Below are 17,618 nucleotides of genomic sequence, written 5' to 3'. Positions count from 1 at the left end.
CGCCAAACCGCCACTGCCAACGGGCGTAAGCTAGTTTCGAATCACCAATATGCTGCCGTGGTCCGAAGGTGAACCACGTTCCCACACCAGGCAGCCGATCGTGGAGGAACCATGACTCAGACTGCCCATGGCGTCGAATTCACCCAGCACCTGTCGGAGAACCCGAAGTCTGCTGAAGAGCGTGCAGCCATCCTGGCGAACCCGGGATTTGGCGACTATTTCACCGACCACACCGCGATTGTCGACTACAGCGTCGACGCCGAGGGCAACGGCGGCTGGCACGATGCGCGCGTTGAGCCGTACGGGCCGATTTCCCTGGACCCCTCCGCCGCGGTGCTGCACTACGGCCAGGAGATCTTCGAGGGGCTCAAGGCCTACCGCCACGCCGACGGCTCGATCTGGACGTTCCGCCCGGAGGCCAACGCAGCCCGACTGAACAAGTCCGCCCGACGGCTCGCCCTGCCCGAACTTCCGGAAGAGTACTTCCTCGGCGCCATCCGTGAACTCGTGGCGGCGGACAAGGAATGGGTGCCCTCCGGCGACGGCGAAGCCCTGTACCTGCGGCCCTTCATGATCGCCACCGAGGCCTTCCTGGGCGTCCGGGCAGCGCGCGAGGTCTCCTTCCGCGTGATCGCTTCCCCGGCCGGCAACTACTTCGGCGGCGAGCTCAAGCCCGTCTCCATCTGGATCTCGCGGGAATACGCCCGCGCCGGCCGCGGCGGAACGGGCGCCGCCAAGTGCGGCGGCAACTACGCCGCCTCGCTGATCGCCCAGCAGGAGGCCGAGGCCCACGGCTGCAAGCAGGTCCTGTTCCTGGACCAGTTCAACGACAACGCCGTCGAGGAACTCGGCGGCATGAACGTCTTCTTCGTCATGAAGGACGGCTCGCTGGTCACTCCCGCACTCTCCGGCACCATCCTCGAGGGCGTGACGCGCTCCTCCGTGATGCAGGTGGCCCGGGACATGGGCCGGGAAGTCACCGAACGCAAGATCACCCTGGATGAGTGGCGCGAGGGCGTCGCCTCCGGCGACATCGCCGAGGTCTTCGCCTGCGGCACCGCCGCCGTGATCACCCCCATCGGCGTGCTCAAGGACGCCACCGAGTTCATCGGCTCCGAAGACGCCACGGCGGGGGAGACCACCATGGCCATCCGCGCCCAGCTGCTGGGGATCCAGACGGGCACCGTCGCGGACACCCACGGCTGGCTGACCCGCCTCGCCTAGGCGCTGACTGCCAGGCACAGCATGTAAGGCACAGCATGTAAGGCACAGCACGTAAGGCACAGCATGTGACGCACGACGGCGGTCCCCACCATCCGGTGGCGGGCCGCCGTCGGCGTCTCGGACGTCGTTGAAGATGTGCCCCGAAGCGCGGCGTAATCTGTCCGCTCGGCCCTGTTCGGCACTGCAAGCGGGGGTGCACAATGGGCAGATGACCGGGCTGATCCAGATTCTAGGCGTGGTCTTCGGGACCCTGCTGATAGTCGTGGGTATTGCCGAGTCGTTCTTCATCCGTGACCAGCGTCTGCACCGGCTGTTCCTGGTCGACCCGGACGACGTCGAGACCGTACGGCTCTGGACGTTCAACCTGGGGTTCTACAACGTGATCTGGGGGATAGGCGCCATTGTTGGAGCCCTCATGCTCGCCGGCCCGGAGTCCGCCGAGGGACGCACGCTCCTGCTCTTCACCTCTGTGGCGCACGTGATCCTGGGGATCACCCTGTTCATTTCCGAGCGGCGGCTGTGGGGAAGTGCCCTCGCTGAGGCCGTACTGCCGCTTATCATCACTGTTCTTCTGCTCGTCTAAGCGTGCCTCTCATAAGCGTGCCTCTCCGGGGCCGGCTCCGGAGGATTCAGTGCAAGGATGGGACGGTGACCTCCGAGACATCCCGCGGCATTGTCCGCAGCAGCGAGCTGACCCGGTTCCGCCTGGCACCGAACCCGGGTCCCATGAGCCTGGCCGGCACCAACTCCTACATCATCGGCGCCCCGGGAGCGGCGGGCAGCGTCGTCGTCGACCCCGGGCCCCTCGACGAACCGCACCTGCAGGCACTGGCCGGCGCCGGTCCGGTCGAACTGATCCTGATCACGCACCGGCACGCGGACCACACCGCGGCCGCCGCGAGGTTCTCGGTTTTGACGGGTGCGCCCGTGCGGGCCGCGGACCCCGCCCACTGCCACGGCGCGCCGCCGCTGAACGACAGTGAAACGATCCACGCAGCCGGAGCGAAGATCCGGGTCCTGGCGACCCCGGGCCACACCTCGGATTCAGTGTGCTTCCACCTGCCGCAGGACGGCCCGCACGGCTCGGTGCTGACCGGGGACACGATTTTAGGTTCCGGAACCACCGTGCTGGACTACCCCGACGGGACCCTCAGGGCCTACCTCGAGTCGCTGGACCGGCTCGAACGGCTGGGACCCGCCACGGTGCTGCCGGCCCACGGCCCGGTGCTGCCGGCACTCGACGCCGTCGCCCGCGCCTACCGGGATCACCGGCAGGGCAGGCTCGCGCAGGTCCGCGCCGCCCTCGAGTCCCTGGGCGCGGACGCCGGCGTCGAGGCCGTCACGGACGCCGTGTACGCCGACGTCGATCCCTCCGTCCGCCGCGCCGCGGAACTCTCGGTCGCGGCGCAGCTGGACTACCTGCGCAGCGCCCCACCCAACTAACTCGCAGCAGGGGCCGTTTTCAGCGCTCAAAACGGCCCCTGCTGCTAGTCAGTGGGGCGGGCGGGAGCGGGCAGGGGCGCGCGCCGCCCGGTCCGCCCGGGAGCCTGGCGCGCCCGCTGGGGACGGTAGGCTAGGAACCATGCGTATCGCCCGGTTTGTAGTTGATTCTGATCCCCTCTACGGCATCGTGGAAGGTGAGCCCGGCAGTGAGGAAGTCACTGTCATCAAGGGCGACCCCTTCTTCCATGGCGTGGAACGAACCCCCATGAAGCACAAGCTGGAGGACGTCCGCCTGCTGGCGCCGATCATTCCCCGCAGCAAGGTCATCGGCGTCGGCCGGAACTTCGCGGAGCATGCCCGGGAGCTGGGCAACGAGGTCCCGCAGCAGCCCTTGCTGTTCCTCAAGCCCAATACCTCCGTGATCGGGCCGAATGATCCCATTGTCCTGCCGGAGTTCTCCGAGGACGTCTCCTTCGAGGCCGAGCTGTGTGTCGTCATTGGCCGGATCTGCAAAGACGTGCCCGAAGCCCGCGTGGACGACGTGATCTTCGGCTACACCTGCGGCAACGACCTCACCGCCCGCGACGTCCAGAAGACGGACCTGCAGTGGGCCCGGGCCAAGGGCTTCGACACCTCGGCCCCGCTCGGGCCGTGGATCGAGACCGAGCTCGACACCGAAGACCTCCGGATCCAGGGCCGGCTCAACGGCGAACTGCGCCAGGACGGCAGCACGAGCCAGATGATCCGCGGCGTGCGCGAACTCGTCTCCCTCGTCTCGCAGGCCTTCACCCTGCTGCCCGGCGACGTCATCATGACCGGTACCCCCGCCGGCGTCGGCGCGGTGCAGGCAGGCGACCGCTATGAGGTCGAGATCGAGGGCATCGGACGGCTCTCCAACCCGGTAGTGCGCCGCTAGCTGCTCCGCGCGCAGGAAGCTGCGCCGATTTCAGACAGCCGCCCGTGGGATCCACGGTGCGGCTGTCCGTTTTCGCAGCGGTATTCCGGGCAGGGGGCGCGGGCAGGGATTGGTAATGTTGGTACCACTATGACTACTGCCTCCGCGTCCGACGCCGTCTCCAGCTCAGCCCCGCTTGCCGCCCCTGCCGGTGAAGTCACCACCGACACCCCCGTCCGTGTCCGGTTCTGCCCGTCCCCCACGGGCACCCCGCACGTCGGACTGATCCGCACCGCCCTCTTCAACTGGGCCCACGCCCGGCACACCAAGGGCACCTTTGTGTTCCGGATCGAGGACACCGACGCGGCGCGCGACTCGGAGGAGAGCTACCAGCAGCTGCTGGAGGCTCTCAAATGGCTCGGCATCACCTGGGAAGAGGGCGTTGAGGTCGGCGGCCCGCACGAGCCCTACCGCCAGTCGCAGCGGCTGGACCTCTACAAGGACGTCGTCGCCAAGCTGATCGACGCCGGCTACGCCTACGAGTGCTACTCCTCGCCCGAGGAAGTCGAGGCCCGCCACCGTGCCGCCGGCCGCGACCCCAAGCTGGGCTACGACAACTTTGACCGCGAGCTCTCCGAGGATCAGCTCGCTGCGTTCAAGGCCGAGGGCCGCCAGCCCGTGCTGCGCGTCCGCATGCCCGATGAAGACGTCACGTTCACCGACATGGTGCGCGGCGAGATCACGTTCAAGGCCGGCAGCATCCCGGACTACGTCATCGTCCGTGCCGACGGCTCCCCGCTGTACACCCTGGTCAACCCGGTGGACGACGCCCTCATGGGGATCACGCACGTGCTCCGCGGCGAGGACCTGCTCTCCTCCACGCCCCGCCAGGTGGTGCTGATCCGCGCCCTCATGGACATCGGCGTCGCCAGCTACATGCCGGTGTTCGGCCACCTGCCGTACGTCATGGGCGAGGGCAACAAGAAGCTCTCCAAGCGCGACCCCCAGTCCAACCTGTTCCTGCTCCGGGACCGCGGCTTCATCCCCGAAGGCCTGCTGAACTACCTGTCCCTGCTCGGCTGGAGCCTCTCCGCCGACGAGGATATTTTCACCGTGGAGCAGCTGATCGAACACTTCGACGTCAACGATGTCCTGGCCAACCCGGCCCGATTCGACATCAAGAAGGCCGAAGCCATCAACGGCACACACATCCGCATGCTGGACGCCGAGGACTTCCGCGGCCGCCTGGTGCCGTACCTGCAGGCCGCCGGATTCGTGGGGGAGAACCTCACCGCCCGCGAGGAAGAGATCCTGGCCGAGGCCGCGCCGCTGATCCAGGAGCGCATCTCGCTGCTCGGCGAGGCGCCGGAAATGCTCGCGTTCCTGTTCAAGGCCGACGACGCGATCGACGTCGCCGACGACGCCCGCAAGGGCCTCCCGGAGAACCTCACCGAGGTCCTCGACGCCGCGCTGTCCGCGCTGGAGCCCGTCGCCGACTGGACGGCCGAGAACATCCAGGCTGCCCTGAAGGAAGCCCTCGTGGAGGGCCTCGGCGTCAAGCCGCGCCTGGCCTTCGGCCCCGTCCGCACGGCCGTTTCGGGACGCCGGATCTCCCCGCCTTTGTTCGAATCCATGGTCATCCTGGGCAAGGACTCGTCCCTGGCGCGCCTGCGCGCCTTCCGCGGCTGACGGCCGGCTGATGGACACCGCGACCGGCGCCGGGAACACGTCCGGCAACATCACACTGGGAGCAGGCACCGGCGTTGTCCGCGGGGTCCTGTTCGACATCGATGACACCCTGGTGGACCTCGAATTCTCCATGACGTCGGCCCTTCGCGACGTCAGCGAGCACCTCCTGCCCGGCCTGGACGAGGCCGGGTGGGAGAAGTTCGGGCGGATCTTCACCCACGAGACCACCCATTTCTACGACCGCTACCTGGCAGGCGAGATCACCTTCAACGAGCAGCGGCTGCTCCGGGGCCGGGCGGCGCTGGGGTACTTCGGCGTCGAACTCGCAGACGGCGAGCAGGCCCACCACTGGGTGAGTTCCTACGCGAGCCGCCAACACGGCTACATCCGGGCATTCGACGACGTCGGCCCGCTGCTCGATGCCCTGGACGCGGCCGGCATTCCGTACGGGGCCGTGAGCAACAACGTCCACGACTACCAGCGTGTGAAGCTGGACGCGGCCGGACTGGACCGGATTGCCGTTCTCGTGGGCACCGACACCGTGGGTGTCGCGAAACCCGACCCGGCCATCTACCTTGAGGGTGTCCGGCGGATCGGCACCGGCCCCGGCCAGACGCTGTACGTCGGGGATAACCGGCTGCTCGACGCGGAAGGCTCGACGGCGGCAGGCCTCCTGGGTGTGTGGCTGAACCGCGGCGGGGAGCCGGCCCCGGACTTCCGCGGACGCGAGGTCGGCTCCCTGCTGGAACTGCTGGAACTGCTGGCGTAGCCAGAGAGCGGCAGGAACCGGCTCCGGGTCCTGCCGCTAGCTGGCCTGCCTCTTCCGCAGCGCCAGGAAGGCACCCACGGAACCAAGGCCCAGCACCCCGACCAGCCCCAGCGCCGTGGCGGTATCGGACTGCCGGAGCATGCTGGTCGGTGACACCGCGGCCGCTCCGGCATACAGGGTGCCGGTCCCGTCAGCGATCCGGGCATTGCCGTCGGCGAGTTTGTCCGCGCCCGTGGCCAGCTGCGAGGAGCCCGACGCCAGCTTGGTGTTGCCGGCCGAAAGCTCGGAGGCACCGGAGGCCAGGGCCTGGGAACCGCTGAGGAGGCCGGGGTTCGCCGGGTCTCCGGGGTTGCCCTTGATGCCGGCGTTCAGGGCCACGGTTCCGTCGGCCAGCCGGGAGCTGCCTGCGGTCATCCGGGCGGCGGCCTTGAGCAGGCCCGGGTGCTCGGGGTCTCCGGGGACGCCGTCCATTCCGACCCGGATCTTGGACGTGCCGTCGGCCAGGAGCCGCGTGCCCAGCACGCCCGGCGCGGCGGGGTCCTCGCTGTTGAGCTTTCCGGCCAGCGTGGCGAAACCGGCCGTGAGCTTGCCTGTTCACGCATGCAGCTGGCCTGCGCCGTCCTGGAGCCGCTGAGCACCGGCCTGCAACTGGCTGGCTCCGGCGTCCAGTTTGTGCGCGCCCGCGGTGATCTTGGCGATCTTGTCCTTCACCACCGAGAGCGGCACCAGACCCTGGACCGGATCATTCGCCGCGGCCTGCAGCAGTTCCATGGCCTGGGCCAGGGCCGCCGTCCCGGTCCCGGCCTCCGGGTTGCCGCCGGCGCCGCGGTAGCCCTTGAGCTGGTCGGTGCCGGCGGCCAATGCCACGGTACCTCCGGCCAGCTGGGTTGCGCCGCCGTCAAGCTGGGTGGCGCCGTCAGCGAGGTTGTTTTCGGCGTTGCCGGCCGGCGTCGGGGTCAGCGCGGCGGAAAGCTGCACGGCCCCCGCCGCGAGCTTCTGCGCGCCGTCGTCGACTCTGTAGACGCCCGGGGCAAGTTTGCTGTTCACATCGGTTTCGATCTTGACGGCGCCCTGGGCCAGTTCGCCGGCGCCGGCCTGGAGCTTGTCCGCTCCGGGAGCCAGCCTGGTGCTGATCCCCGAGTAGATCTTCTCCGCCCCCACGGAAAGTTTGCCGGCCCCGTCTTTGAGCTTGGCAGTGCCGTCTGTGATCCGGCCCGTGACAAGCGTGTAGAAGCCCAGCAGGGCGATGAGCAGCAGTGCCAGGATGGCGATGGCGGATTGCTGCGCACGGGTCCGGGTCTTGATGACGGCGGCACGACTCTGTGACACAGATGATTCCTCTCGACGGTCTCGCCGGCAGCGGCTCTGCTGCCGCCCACCCCGGCCGGTGTGATGCAGCTAACACCGGAACGTGATCGCAAAACTGCCAGCATGGGCGTGGGGGAGGGGTGGTTACTCGTTGGTAACTTACCGAGCGTAAACTTGTAAGCCTCGGATTGGCAAGGGCTGGCGGGGATTTTGCAGCCGCCGGCCCGGGAATGAGTCCGTCCGGGACATTGAGCCCCGCGCCGGCGTTCCCGATTTGTGCAAGTGAAAACTCTCGGGTAAAGTAATTACTCGTGCTGAGGCGCCGGGAGCAAGGGTTTAGGCCCAAACATCCGGTCCGAAAGTGTCATTGGGATATGGTGTAATTGGCAACACTACGGTTTCTGGTACCGTCATTCTAGGTTCGAGTCCTGGTATCCCAGCTCTGAAAATCCGCGGATTTCCGCGGAAGATCGGACGTTTTGAAGCGGCTTGTCCGATTTGAAACTGTGGCCAAATGTGTGAAACAATCATTTGGCTTGAATGGCAGAAATGCTGTTCTGGAAAGTACGCGGCCCCATCGTATAGCGGCCTAGTACGCTGCCCTCTCACGGCGGTAACGCGGGTTCGAATCCCGCTGGGGTCACAACGGAAACGGTCCCGGGCATCAGCCCGGGGCCGTTTTGCATTCCCCGGAGTCCGCCGGCTGCGCGAGGCCGCGCCTGCGCGAGGCCGCGCCTGCGCGAGGCCGCGCCTGCGCGAGGCCGCGCCATCGCGAGGCGGCCGCAGGCTGCAGGCAGCCAGAAGCCCGCCTAAATCCCCGCGGCGGCGTCGCGGACCTTGACCATGGTGCGAAGGTTGCGGGTGGTGGTGGCTGCCTTGTACTTGGCCTTCGCGGAGAGTTTGCTGAAGGGGCTTTCCAGGGTGCCGCCGGTGGGGGCAAGCCAGGCGATGGCTTCCGGTCCCAGCAAAGTGAGCTCGACGCCGTCCAGGGCGCTGCCGGATTCGTAGAGTTCCGAGAGCGCGGCCTCATCTGAGGCGAGGGTCAGGTAGGTGTGGGTCGAGGCGTCGTCAGGCGGGTAGGGGCAGGCGTCCACGAGTGCCGACACGCGGCCCGCGGTCAGGACCACCACCCACGCGTCATAGCCGAACGCTTCACGAAGGCACGCCTCAAACTCCTGTTTGACCCCGGCAGTGTCCAACTCGCTGGCCAGCACGACGTTGCCGCTGGCGAGCAGGGTCAACACGTTCGAAAAGGGCCGCGACTTCAGCGCGTCCTTCAGATCGGCCATCTTGATGTTGATGCCGCCCACATTGATGCCCCGCAGGAATACCGCATAGCTGTTCATGGGCACAGCATACTTAGTCGTTGGTCTTGCGCAGCGCCTCAGTCAGGACACGGCCGGCATTACAGACCACCTCGGCGTGCAGCCTCCCCGGCTGACGGGTCAGGCGCTCGATCGGGCCGGAAATGGAGACGGCGGCAATCACGCGGCCGGACGGACCGCGGACCGGTGCCGAAACGGAGGCGACACCAGGCTCGCGTTCGCCGAGGCTCTGACCCCAGCCGCGGCGTCGAACTCCCGCCAGGACGGTGGGGGTGAAGCGGGCGGACTGGAGGCCCTCCAGCAGGCGGTCGTGGTCTTCCCATGCCAGCAGCACCTGGGCGGCGGAGCCGGCCTTCATGGACAGCTGGGTACCGACGGGGATGGTGTCGCGCAGGCCGATGGGTCGTTCGGCCGAGGCCACGCAGACGCGCCAGTCGCCCTGCCGGCGGAAAATCTGGGCGCTTTCGCCGGTGGCGTCGCGCAGCTGCATCAGCACCGGTCCGGCGGAGGCGATGAGCCGGTCCTCGCCTGCTGCGGAGGCAAGCTCCACGAGGCGGCTGCCAAGCACAAAGCGGCCCTGGATGTCACGGCTGACCAGCCGGTGATGGACCAGCGCCAGTGCCAGCCGGTGCACGGTGGGCCGTGCCAGTCCCGTGGCGGCAACGAGCTGCGCCAGGGTGGTTGGGCCGGCCTCAAGTGCGTCAAGCACATGGGCCGCTTTATCGATGACACCGACTCCACTAGAATTGTCCATGTAATGATATTGACGTCTCATTATCTGAGATGCAAGTCAACGCGCTGGCGTATTACTTGGCTGTGCTGGTTCAGTGGAAGCAACAGCCGATTAGAACGCACAATAATTACCGCAGTGAAGGGAGAAGGCCGTGGCAAAGACACTGGCCGAGAAGGTCTGGGACGCGCACGTGGTGCGCAAGGGGGACGGCGAAGGAGCCAACGCCCAGCCGGACCTCCTCTTCATTGACCTCCACCTGGTGCACGAGGTCACGTCGCCGCAGGCATTTGAAGGCCTGCGCCTCGCCGGCCGCAAGCTGCGCCGGCCGGACCTCACTATCGCCACCGAGGACCACAACACTCCCACGCTGGACATCGACAAGCCAATCGCCGATCTCACCAGCCGGACCCAGATCCAGACGCTCCGCAACAACTGCCAGGAATTCGGCGTCCGCCTGCACTCACTCGGCGACGCCGAGCAAGGGATCGTCCACGTGGTGGGACCGCAGCTGGGCCTCACGCAGCCGGGCATGACGGTGGTCTGCGGCGACTCGCACACCTCGACGCACGGCGCCTTCGGGGCACTCGCCATGGGCATCGGCACCTCCGAGGTGGAGCACGTCATGGCCACCCAGACGCTGTCCCTGAAGCCGTTCAAGACCATGGCCATCAACGTGGAGGGCACGCTGCGCCCCGGCGTGAGCGCCAAGGACATCATCCTGGCCGTCATCGCCAAGATCGGCACCGGCGGCGGGCAGGGCTACGTGCTGGAGTACCGCGGCTCCGCCATCCGGGCGCTGTCCATGGAAGCCCGGATGACCATCTGCAACATGTCCATCGAGGCCGGCGCCCGTGCCGGGCTGGTGGCCCCGGACCAGACCACCTACGACTACATGTACGGCCGCCCGCATGCGCCCGAGGGCGCCGAGTGGGACGCCGCCGTCGAATACTGGGACACGCTGAGCACCGACGACGGCGCGGTGTTCGACGTCGAGGTGGACCTCGACGCCGACACCCTGGAGCCGTTCGTCACGTGGGGAACCAACCCGGGCCAGGGTGTGTCCCTGTCCGCGAAGGTGCCGTCGCCGAATGACTTCGGCGACGAAAACGCCAAGGCCGCCGCCGAACGCGCCCTGCAGTACATGGGTCTCGAAGCCGGCACTCCGATGAAGGACATCCGGGTGGACACTGTGTTCCTGGGCTCCTGCACTAACTCACGGATGGAGGACCTCCGCGCCGCCGCGGACATCATCCGGGGCCGCACCAAGGATCCCAACATCCGGATGCTCGTGGTTCCTGGCTCGGCCCGGGTGCGCCTGGAGGCTGAAGCAGAGGGGCTGGACAAGGTCTTCAAAGACTTCGGAGCCGAATGGCGGTTCGCCGGCTGCTCAATGTGCCTGGGCATGAACCCGGACCAGCTGGAAGTGGGGGAGCGCTGCGCCTCCACGTCAAACCGCAACTTCGAAGGACGCCAGGGCAAGGGCGGCCGCACCCACCTGGTCTCGCCGGTTGTCGCCGCGGCGACGGCGGTACGCGGCACGCTGAGCTCGCCGTCGGATCTGGACCCCGCGCCGGAGTCCGTGGCGCTCAGCACCGACGCCGCGTAGTCCCCGACCCGATCTGAAGCCCGGATCAGCAGGCCCGCTCCCTGCCGCCTCGATCCACTTAGCCCCGATCCACACAGCCTCGAAGGATCCGCCATGGAAAAGTTCACCACCCACACCGGAATTGGTGTCCCGCTGCGCCAGAGCAACGTCGACACCGACCAGATCATCCCCGCCGTGTACCTCAAGCGCATCACCCGCACCGGCTTTGAGGACGCTCTCTTCGCCGCGTGGCGCAAGGACCCGTCCTTCATCCTGAACCAGGCGCCGTTCAACGCAGGATCCGTCCTGGTAGCCGGGCCCGACTTCGGCACCGGCTCGTCCCGCGAACACGCCGTCTGGGCGCTGAAGGACTACGGCTTCAAGACCGTGCTGTCCTCCCGCTTCGCCGATATCTTCCGCGGCAACTCCGGCAAGCAGGGCCTGCTCGCCGCAGAAGTCGCCCAGGATGACATCGAGCTCATCTGGAAGGAGCTCGAGAACGCCCCCGGCACCGAGGTCACGGTGGACCTTGTCTCCAAGACCGTGCAGTGCGGGAACATTGTGGCGCCGTTCGAGATCGACGACTACACACGCTGGCGCCTCCTGGAAGGCCTCGACGACATCGGCCTGACTCTCCAGCACGAAGAAGACATCACTGCGTACGAGGCTACCCGGCCCTCCTTCAAGCCCAAGACGCTGCCTGCCCGGTTGTCCTGAGGCTACCCGGGGCCCGGGGGTCCGGAGGCTCGTACAGCAACGCGGGGTCACTTACGGCCCATCCTGAGACGTGGGATGGGCCGTAAGTGACCCCGCGTTGCTGTCTTGTGCGGCGGCGGCCGAAGCGGCGGCCAGGGCGGTGCCCGAAGCAGGAACCGCAGCAGCCGGCGGCATGCCGTATTTCAGATCGGTAACGGATGCTCCTATGCTTAGCTGGAGCCTTTGTAAGGATTTGGGGGCGAGTAGTCGTGAGGAAACCGGTATATGAGTAGTGTTCTGACAATCCGCGGAGGCGTCCCGCTAACTGGCCGTGTCACCGTTCGCGGGGCCAAGAATCTTGTCCCCAAGGCCATGGTTGCCGCCCTTCTGGGCAATGAACCCTCGGTGTTGCGCAACGTGCCTGAAATCAAGGACGTCGAGGTTGTCACGAGCCTGCTTCAACTCCACGGCGTCCGGGTAGACAAGGATCCCGTGACCGGTGATCTGACCCTTGACCCGAAGGATGCCAAGACCGCCTCCAGCACCGCCATCGACGCCCACGCCGGCGATTCGCGCATCCCGATCCTGCTGTGCGGACCCCTGATCCACGCCATCGGCGAGGCCTTCATCCCGGACCTGGGCGGCTGCAAGATCGGTGACCGTCCGATCGACTACCACTTGAATGTCCTGCGCCAGTTCGGTGCCGTTGTCGAAAAACGCCCCGGCGGCATCCACATCTCCGCGCCCAACGGGCTCAAAGGCGCCAAGATTGCGCTGCCCTACCCGTCCGTCGGCGCCACCGAGCAGGTCCTGCTGAGCGCCACGCGCGCCGAAGGCATCACCGAACTCTCCGGCGCGGCCACCGAACCGGAAATCGTGGACCTCATCGCGGTGCTGCAGAAGATGGGTGCGATCATCAGCGTCCAGACTGACCGCACCATCCGGATCGAAGGCGTCCGGGACCTCGGCGGGTACAACCACCGGGCCCTCTCTGACCGTAATGAATCGGCCTCCTGGGCTTCCGCGGCCCTCGTCACCCGCGGCGACATCTACGTTGAAGGTGCCACGCAGCGGGACATGATGACGTTCCTGAACACCTACCGCAAGGTCGGCGGCGGAATGGACATCGGCGACGACGGCATCCGTTTCTACCACCGCGGCGGCAAGCTCAACCCGCTGGTCCTCGAAACGGACGTTCACCCAGGCTTCATGACGGACTGGCAGCAGCCCCTCATCGTCGCCCTGACCCAGGCCGAGGGCGTCTCGATCGTCCACGAGACCGTGTACGAGAACCGGTTCGGCTTCACCGATGCGCTGATCCGCATGGGCGCCAATATCCAGGTCCACCGCGAGTGCCTCGGCAGCGTGCCGTGCCGCTTCGGCCAGCGCAACTTCCTGCACTCGGCCGTGATCTCCGGACCGGCGCAGCTCAAGGGCACCGACATCGACGTCCCGGACCTGCGCGGCGGGTTCAGCCACCTGATCGCCGCCCTGGCGGCGACGGGCACGTCCCGCGTCACAGGAATCGACATCATCAACCGCGGCTACGAGCGCTTCACCGAGAAGCTCGCGGGCCTCGGCGCCGATTTCGACATCACGTCGGCCAAGTAGCGGGGGCCTTGTGAAGGAATCGGCCAAGAGCCACGCCACGTTTGTGGCGGTCGCCGGCATCGTCCGGCCCGTGATGAACCTGCTGATGAACAAGAAGTGGGAAGGCCTCGAGAAGCTCCCTGCCGGGGGCTTCATCGCCGCACCCAACCACTGCACGGAGATCGACCCCCTGGTGGTGGGGCACATGCTCTACAACCAGAAGCGCATGCCGCACTTCCTGGCCAAAGCCGGCCTCTTCAAGGTCCCGGTGCTCGGTGCCGTGCTGCGTTCCACCAAGCAGATCCCGGTGGAACGCTCGACGGCGGGAGCGAACCGCTCGCTACAGCTCGCCAAGGAAGTCGTGAACGAGGGCGGCGCGATCATCATCTACCCCGAGGGGACCCTGACCCGGGACCCGGCCCTTTGGCCCATGAAGGGGCACACCGGCGCCGCACGCATGGCGCTGGAGAGCGGCATCCCTGTGGTGCCGATCGCCCATTGGGGCGCCCAAGAAGTCCTGCCGCGCTACGCCAAGCGATTGCACGTCTTCCCGCGCAAGACCTCCCGCCTGGTGGTCGGGGATCCCGTAGATCTGAGCGCGTTCGCAGGCCGCCCGCTGGACCGGGCAACATTGACTGAAGCCACAAACGTCATCATGGACGCCATTACCGGACTCCTGGCAGGATTGCGCGGCGAGCAGCCGCCTGCGCAGCGCTGGGACCCGGCGGCGCACAACCAGCCCACGCACGGCCGCATTGACCCGGACGGTACCGCATGACCCCGGAGTCAGTGACGGCGGATCACGGGACTCCGACCTTCCGCGGATCTGATTCCGCCACCACCGTGGCCGTCCTGGGAGCGGGCTCCTGGGGTACGACATTCGCCAAGGTCGTCGCCGACGCGGCCACGGCCTCCGGCGTCGAACGAAACATCCGCCTCTGGGGCCGTCGTCCGGAAGTCGTGGACCAGATCAATACCCAGCATCGCAATGAGCAGTACCTGAAGGGCATCACGCTGCCGTCCGGCATTACCGCATCCAAGGACGTCGCCGAGGTCCTGTCCGGCGCGGAGCTGGTCATCCTGGCTGTTCCGGCGCAGACCCTGCGGCCGCAACTGCAGGCCTGGAAGGAGCACCTGGCGCCGGACGCTGTCGTGGTTTCCCTGATGAAGGGCCTCGAGCTCCACACCGATGCCCGCATGAGCGAGGTCATCTGCGCGGAGCTGGACCTGCCCGCCAACCGGGTAGCCGTGGTGTCCGGACCGAACCTCGCCATGGAGATCGCGCGGGAAGAGCCCACGGCATCCGTCGTGGCCTGCACGGATCCGGTCACGGCAGGCTGGATCGCCCGGAGCTGCACCGCGCCGTACTTCCGCCCGTACACCACCACGGACGTGATCGGGGTCGAAATCGGCGGGATCGTCAAGAACGTCATCGCCCTGGCTGTGGGCATCTGCGAGGGCAAACAGATGGGGGACAACACCAAGGCCTCGGTGATCACCCGCGGCCTGGCGGAGACCTCCCGGCTGACGCTCGCCCTGGGCGGCGAGGCCCGCACCATGGCGGGGCTCGCCGGCCTGGGCGACCTTGTGGCCACGTGCTCCTCTCCGCTGTCCCGAAACCACACCGCCGGCAGGCTGCTCGGCAAGGGACTGACCCTTGATCAGGTCACCGCCGAAATGAAACAAACGGCTGAAGGCATCAAGTCCAGCCAGGCGGTCCACGAACTTGCCGGGAAGCTCGGCGTCGACATGCCGATCACGGCGGCCGTCGTTGCCGTCCTGGCCGGAAAACTGTCCGTAGACGAACTGGGCCCGCTGCTGCTGTCCCGGGACCTGAAACCCGAAGGCGATTACTGAGAGTGTCAGAGAACAACATGACCACAGAAGACCGTACGGGCCCGTCCAAACCCCGCGTGGCGGTGCTGTTCGGCGGCCGCTCCAGCGAGCACGCCGTCAGCTGCGTGACAGCCGCCGGCGTCCTGGGCGCAATCGACAAAGACAAATACGACGTCATCCCGATCGGGATCGCCAAGACCGGACAATGGGTTTTGGCCTCCGGCGACACCAACGAGTGGTCGCTCTCCGCGTCGTCGCTGCCCGAAGTCGCGCCCTCGGCGCAGACCGTGGCCCTGGCTGAGATCGGCGGCGAGCACCAGCTGATCGTCGCCTCCCCGAACGCTGTCCCGCAGGAGCTTGGCGCCGTGGACGTCGTCTTCCCGCTCCTGCACGGGCCCTTCGGCGAGGACGGGACCGTTCAGGGCCTCCTGGAACTGTCGGACACCCGTTACGTGGGCGCCGGCGTGCTGGCGTCCGCCGTCGGCATGGACAAGCACTTCATGAAGGTGGTCTTTGAATCGGCCGGGCTCCACGTGGGACCGTACATCGCCGTGACCGACCGGCAGTGGCTCACTGACCCCGAGACCGTCCGCAAGCGCGTGGACCAGCTCGGCTTCCCCGTGTTCGTCAAGCCGGCCCGGGCCGGCTCCTCCATGGGCATCTCCAAAGTGGACTCGCTCGAGGGCCTGGATGCCGCAATCGAGGCAGCCCGCGAGCACGACCCCAAGCTGGTTATCGAGGCCGGCATCACGGGCCGCGAGATTGAATGCGCCGTGTTGGAAGGCCGGGGGACCGATGCCCCGCGGACGTCCATGCCGGGCGAGATTTCCGTGGCGGGCGGCGGGCACGAGTTCTACGACTTCAACGCGAAATACGTTGACGACGCCGCCGCGCTCAGCTGCCCGGCCGACCTCCCCGAAGAGGCGATCACCCGGGTCCGGGAACTGGCCGCCGTCGCCTTCGACGCCGTCGGAGCCGAGGGACTGAGCCGGGTTGACTTCTTCTACACGCCCGAGGGCGAACTGATCATCAACGAGATCAACACCATGCCGGGGTTTACGCCCAAGAGCATGTACCCGCAGATGTGGAAAGCCTCGGGCCTGGCCTACGCCGAACTGATCGACGAGCTGATCCACCTGGCGCTGCACCGCAAGACCGGCCTGCGCTAACTCGCCCTACTTGCTGGTCGGCAGGTTCTGCAGGTCCTCCTGGCCCACGCATTTCCGGGTCGCCGTGATCTTCTGGGCCGCGGCGGAGAGGTCTGCCAGCACGGTGGCCGAACTGATCTTGTCCGGATCCATGAGGATCTCCGTGGCCGGTTCGCGGCCGAACGTGGTCAGCGTCCAGACCGGGTTTCCTTCCTTGATGACCCAGTCGACGCCGTTGACGCTCACGCAGCGATCGGTCGTGGGGCCGGGAACGTTGACTCCGCAGCGCAGGATCACCAGGGACGGATCTCCCCAGGCCGCCGTGGCCTGGGCATTGGTCTTGCGCAGCTTGGCGTCGCCGATTGCGTCGGGAAGGGCCAGCATCATCGGCGCACAGGCGGCGTTCGCGGCGTCCTTGGCGGGCGTGACGTCGACAACGGGGGCGCAGGATGTCAAGGCAGCGCCGGCCGCGGCGGCGGCCAGGGTCAGGGCAAGGCGCGCGGAAACAGGGCGGCTGAAACGGAGCATTTATCCAGCTTAGCCGCGCCCGCGTGGCGCTATCGCCACAGGTTCGGACCTGCGGGTAGCATCACTTTGAACAGGCTGGCTCTTACCTTCGAGTAGACTGGGACCTCGTGCATCAGTGGGGCTCTGCCGACAATGACGTTAGTGTTGGCCGCATAACGCATACTTGATTCAATCTCGCACTGTGGGGGAGGGACTGTCGATGACGTCGTGCAGCCGAAGAAAATCCATACGCACCGGGCTGGGAGCTTTGCTCCTGGCAGCCTCGGTCATGGGCACGGCGACAGCCGCCAGCGCCGATGACTTGGTGATCCCTAGCCCCTTGGAAACGGCGATTTCGCCCTCTCCAACGCCTGCTGACCCGGGACCGACACCGCCTTCGCCGGATCCGACACCGACTGCGCCGACCGAACCCGTTATCGTTCCGCCGCCGGTGGAAACCCCGCCCGTTGTGCAACCGGCGCCGGTCGAAACCGTCCCCGCGCCGGTCGTTCCACCCGTAGCGCCGCCGGCGCCGCCGGTCGAGACGCCCGCACCCGTCATCGAAACGCCGCCCGCCGTAGCGCCCGTAGCCCCGGCTCCCGTGGAAGAAACCGCCGTGGAGACGCCGACTCCCTCGCCCACGCCGACGCCGGTGCCGTCCACGGCCCCGGCCGTCATTGCAACGCCCACCGAACCTCCGGTGATGGTGAAGTCCGAGGTCCAGGCCGCAGTGGCCGTTGCTACCGGCAGCCCCCTGGCCGTCCAGGCCATCACCGTCCTGGTCCTTCTGGGCCTGGGCTTCGCCTACTTCCGGTTCATCGGCTCCAAGAAAGTCACCGGCCTTCCCCGCACAGGTAAGTCCTAACACCC

The 17,618-nt window shown here is 67.2% G+C and carries 18 protein-coding genes and 2 tRNA genes; 15 read left to right on the top strand and 5 right to left on the bottom strand.

All coding sequences use genetic code 11. The features are described 5' to 3' along the window. Positions 1-111 precede the first annotated feature (111 nt). The 6 genes from LDO15_RS14295 (at position 112) to LDO15_RS14270 (ending at position 6,020) form a co-directional block, all read left to right on the top strand. A complete protein-coding gene (locus LDO15_RS14295) occupies positions 112-1,224 on the top strand; it encodes a branched-chain amino acid aminotransferase (RefSeq protein ID WP_223979646.1) in 1,113 nt (370 codons plus the stop codon). Positions 1,225-1,432: 208 nt separating this feature from the next. Beyond that, a complete protein-coding gene (locus LDO15_RS14290) occupies positions 1,433-1,807 on the top strand; it encodes a DUF1304 family protein (RefSeq protein WP_223979644.1) in 375 nt (124 codons plus the stop codon). A gap of 65 nt (positions 1,808-1,872) precedes the next feature. Continuing rightward, positions 1,873-2,667: an MBL fold metallo-hydrolase gene (locus LDO15_RS14285; protein WP_223979643.1), complete on the top strand. Its 795-nt coding sequence runs from the start codon at positions 1,873-1,875 to the stop codon at positions 2,665-2,667. A gap of 139 nt (positions 2,668-2,806) precedes the next feature. Next, positions 2,807-3,583: a fumarylacetoacetate hydrolase family protein gene (locus LDO15_RS14280; protein WP_223979642.1), complete on the top strand. Its 777-nt coding sequence runs from the start codon at positions 2,807-2,809 to the stop codon at positions 3,581-3,583. Between the two features lie 129 nt (positions 3,584-3,712). Beyond that, a complete protein-coding gene (gltX, locus tag LDO15_RS14275; RefSeq protein WP_223979641.1) occupies positions 3,713-5,251 on the top strand; it encodes a glutamate--tRNA ligase in 1,539 nt (512 codons plus the stop codon). Positions 5,252-5,261: 10 nt separating this feature from the next. Then, positions 5,262-6,020 carry an HAD family hydrolase gene (locus LDO15_RS14270; RefSeq protein WP_223979640.1) on the top strand — a complete coding sequence of 253 codons (759 nt, stop codon included), beginning with the start codon at positions 5,262-5,264 and terminating at the stop codon, positions 6,018-6,020. Between the two features lie 36 nt (positions 6,021-6,056). Here the strand turns inward: LDO15_RS14270 and LDO15_RS14265 are convergent, their stop codons facing one another. Continuing rightward, positions 6,057-6,542, bottom strand: coding sequence for a hypothetical protein (locus LDO15_RS14265; RefSeq protein ID WP_223979639.1), 486 nt, complete (start codon positions 6,540-6,542; stop codon positions 6,057-6,059). A 72-nt stretch (positions 6,543-6,614) separates the two neighbouring features. Next, a complete protein-coding gene (locus LDO15_RS14260) occupies positions 6,615-7,349 on the bottom strand; it encodes a hypothetical protein (RefSeq protein WP_223979638.1) in 735 nt (244 codons plus the stop codon). A gap of 347 nt (positions 7,350-7,696) precedes the next feature. Between LDO15_RS14260 and LDO15_RS14255 the strand changes: the two genes are divergently transcribed. Further along, positions 7,697-7,768, top strand: a tRNA-Gln gene (locus tag LDO15_RS14255). A gap of 130 nt (positions 7,769-7,898) precedes the next feature. Continuing rightward, positions 7,899-7,971: transfer RNA gene (locus LDO15_RS14250), tRNA-Glu, on the top strand. Positions 7,972-8,137: 166 nt separating this feature from the next. Here the strand turns inward: LDO15_RS14250 and LDO15_RS14245 are convergent. Together LDO15_RS14245 and LDO15_RS14240 are read right to left on the bottom strand one after the other, a co-directional pair. Next, a complete protein-coding gene (locus LDO15_RS14245; protein WP_223979637.1) occupies positions 8,138-8,674 on the bottom strand; it encodes a DUF1697 domain-containing protein in 537 nt (178 codons plus the stop codon). A gap of 13 nt (positions 8,675-8,687) precedes the next feature. Then, positions 8,688-9,407, bottom strand: coding sequence for an IclR family transcriptional regulator (locus LDO15_RS14240; protein WP_026266447.1), 720 nt, complete (start codon positions 9,405-9,407; stop codon positions 8,688-8,690). 130 nt (positions 9,408-9,537) lie between these two features. Here LDO15_RS14240 and leuC point away from each other — a divergent pair, with 130 nt between their 5' ends. The 6 genes from leuC (at position 9,538) to LDO15_RS14210 (ending at position 16,262) form a co-directional block, all read left to right on the top strand. Continuing rightward, positions 9,538-10,992 carry a 3-isopropylmalate dehydratase large subunit gene (gene leuC / locus LDO15_RS14235; RefSeq protein WP_223979634.1) on the top strand — a complete coding sequence of 485 codons (1,455 nt, stop codon included), beginning with the start codon at positions 9,538-9,540 and terminating at the stop codon, positions 10,990-10,992. Positions 10,993-11,085: 93 nt separating this feature from the next. Continuing rightward, entirely contained in the window at positions 11,086-11,688 is a 603-nt protein-coding gene (gene leuD / locus LDO15_RS14230; RefSeq protein WP_090953088.1) for a 3-isopropylmalate dehydratase small subunit, read from the top strand. Between the two features lie 264 nt (positions 11,689-11,952). Then, positions 11,953-13,278 carry a UDP-N-acetylglucosamine 1-carboxyvinyltransferase gene (gene murA / locus LDO15_RS14225; protein WP_223979632.1) on the top strand — a complete coding sequence of 442 codons (1,326 nt, stop codon included), beginning with the start codon at positions 11,953-11,955 and terminating at the stop codon, positions 13,276-13,278. Positions 13,279-13,288: 10 nt separating this feature from the next. Then, positions 13,289-14,035 (top strand): lysophospholipid acyltransferase family protein, encoded by a 747-nt coding sequence (locus LDO15_RS14220; RefSeq protein ID WP_223979630.1) that lies wholly within the window; start codon positions 13,289-13,291, stop codon positions 14,033-14,035. Continuing rightward, positions 14,032-15,114 (top strand): NAD(P)H-dependent glycerol-3-phosphate dehydrogenase, encoded by a 1,083-nt coding sequence (locus tag LDO15_RS14215; RefSeq protein WP_223979628.1) that lies wholly within the window; start codon positions 14,032-14,034, stop codon positions 15,112-15,114. The genes LDO15_RS14220 and LDO15_RS14215 overlap by 4 nt, the downstream gene beginning before the upstream one ends. A 17-nt stretch (positions 15,115-15,131) precedes the next feature. Beyond that, positions 15,132-16,262, top strand: a complete 1,131-nt coding sequence (locus LDO15_RS14210; RefSeq protein ID WP_223979626.1) for a D-alanine--D-alanine ligase family protein — start codon at positions 15,132-15,134, stop codon at positions 16,260-16,262. A gap of 6 nt (positions 16,263-16,268) precedes the next feature. Here the strand turns inward: LDO15_RS14210 and LDO15_RS14205 are convergent, their stop codons facing one another. Next, positions 16,269-16,769: a DUF3515 family protein gene (locus tag LDO15_RS14205; RefSeq protein ID WP_223979625.1), complete on the bottom strand. Its 501-nt coding sequence runs from the start codon at positions 16,767-16,769 to the stop codon at positions 16,269-16,271. Between the two features lie 430 nt (positions 16,770-17,199). Between LDO15_RS14205 and LDO15_RS14200 the strand changes: the two genes are divergently transcribed. Next, positions 17,200-17,613 carry a hypothetical protein gene (locus LDO15_RS14200; protein WP_223979624.1) on the top strand — a complete coding sequence of 138 codons (414 nt, stop codon included), beginning with the start codon at positions 17,200-17,202 and terminating at the stop codon, positions 17,611-17,613. The last annotated feature ends 5 nt before the right edge of the window (positions 17,614-17,618 follow it).

The sequence above is a fragment of the Arthrobacter sp. NicSoilB8 genome, assembly GCF_019977355.1.
Classification (GTDB): domain Bacteria; phylum Actinomycetota; class Actinomycetes; order Actinomycetales; family Micrococcaceae; genus Arthrobacter.
The sequence above is the reverse complement of the archived record's forward strand: the minus strand, read 5'-3'. Positions and strand labels throughout refer to the sequence as shown.

What these genes read in the sequence shown, in the direction of transcription:
- LDO15_RS14295 (WP_223979646.1), top strand. Translation starts at nt 112, where the DNA reads ATGACTCAGACTGCCCATGGCGTCGAATTCACCCAGCACCTGTCGGAG.
- LDO15_RS14290 (WP_223979644.1), top strand. Translation starts at nt 1,433, where the DNA reads ATGACCGGGCTGATCCAGATTCTAGGCGTGGTCTTCGGGACCCTGCTG.
- LDO15_RS14280 (WP_223979642.1), top strand. Translation starts at nt 2,807, where the DNA reads ATGCGTATCGCCCGGTTTGTAGTTGATTCTGATCCCCTCTACGGCATC.
- gltX (WP_223979641.1), top strand. Translation starts at nt 3,713, where the DNA reads ATGACTACTGCCTCCGCGTCCGACGCCGTCTCCAGCTCAGCCCCGCTT.
- LDO15_RS14270 (WP_223979640.1), top strand. Translation starts at nt 5,262, where the DNA reads ATGGACACCGCGACCGGCGCCGGGAACACGTCCGGCAACATCACACTG.
- LDO15_RS14245 (WP_223979637.1), bottom strand. Translation starts at nt 8,674, where the DNA reads ATGAACAGCTATGCGGTATTCCTGCGGGGCATCAATGTGGGCGGCATC.
- LDO15_RS14240 (WP_026266447.1), bottom strand. Translation starts at nt 9,407, where the DNA reads ATGGACAATTCTAGTGGAGTCGGTGTCATCGATAAAGCGGCCCATGTG.
- leuD (WP_090953088.1), top strand. Translation starts at nt 11,086, where the DNA reads ATGGAAAAGTTCACCACCCACACCGGAATTGGTGTCCCGCTGCGCCAG.
- murA (WP_223979632.1), top strand. Translation starts at nt 11,953, where the DNA reads ATGAGTAGTGTTCTGACAATCCGCGGAGGCGTCCCGCTAACTGGCCGT.
- LDO15_RS14215 (WP_223979628.1), top strand. Translation starts at nt 14,032, where the DNA reads ATGACCCCGGAGTCAGTGACGGCGGATCACGGGACTCCGACCTTCCGC.
- LDO15_RS14210 (WP_223979626.1), top strand. Translation starts at nt 15,132, where the DNA reads ATGACCACAGAAGACCGTACGGGCCCGTCCAAACCCCGCGTGGCGGTG.
- LDO15_RS14205 (WP_223979625.1), bottom strand. Translation starts at nt 16,769, where the DNA reads ATGCTCCGTTTCAGCCGCCCTGTTTCCGCGCGCCTTGCCCTGACCCTG.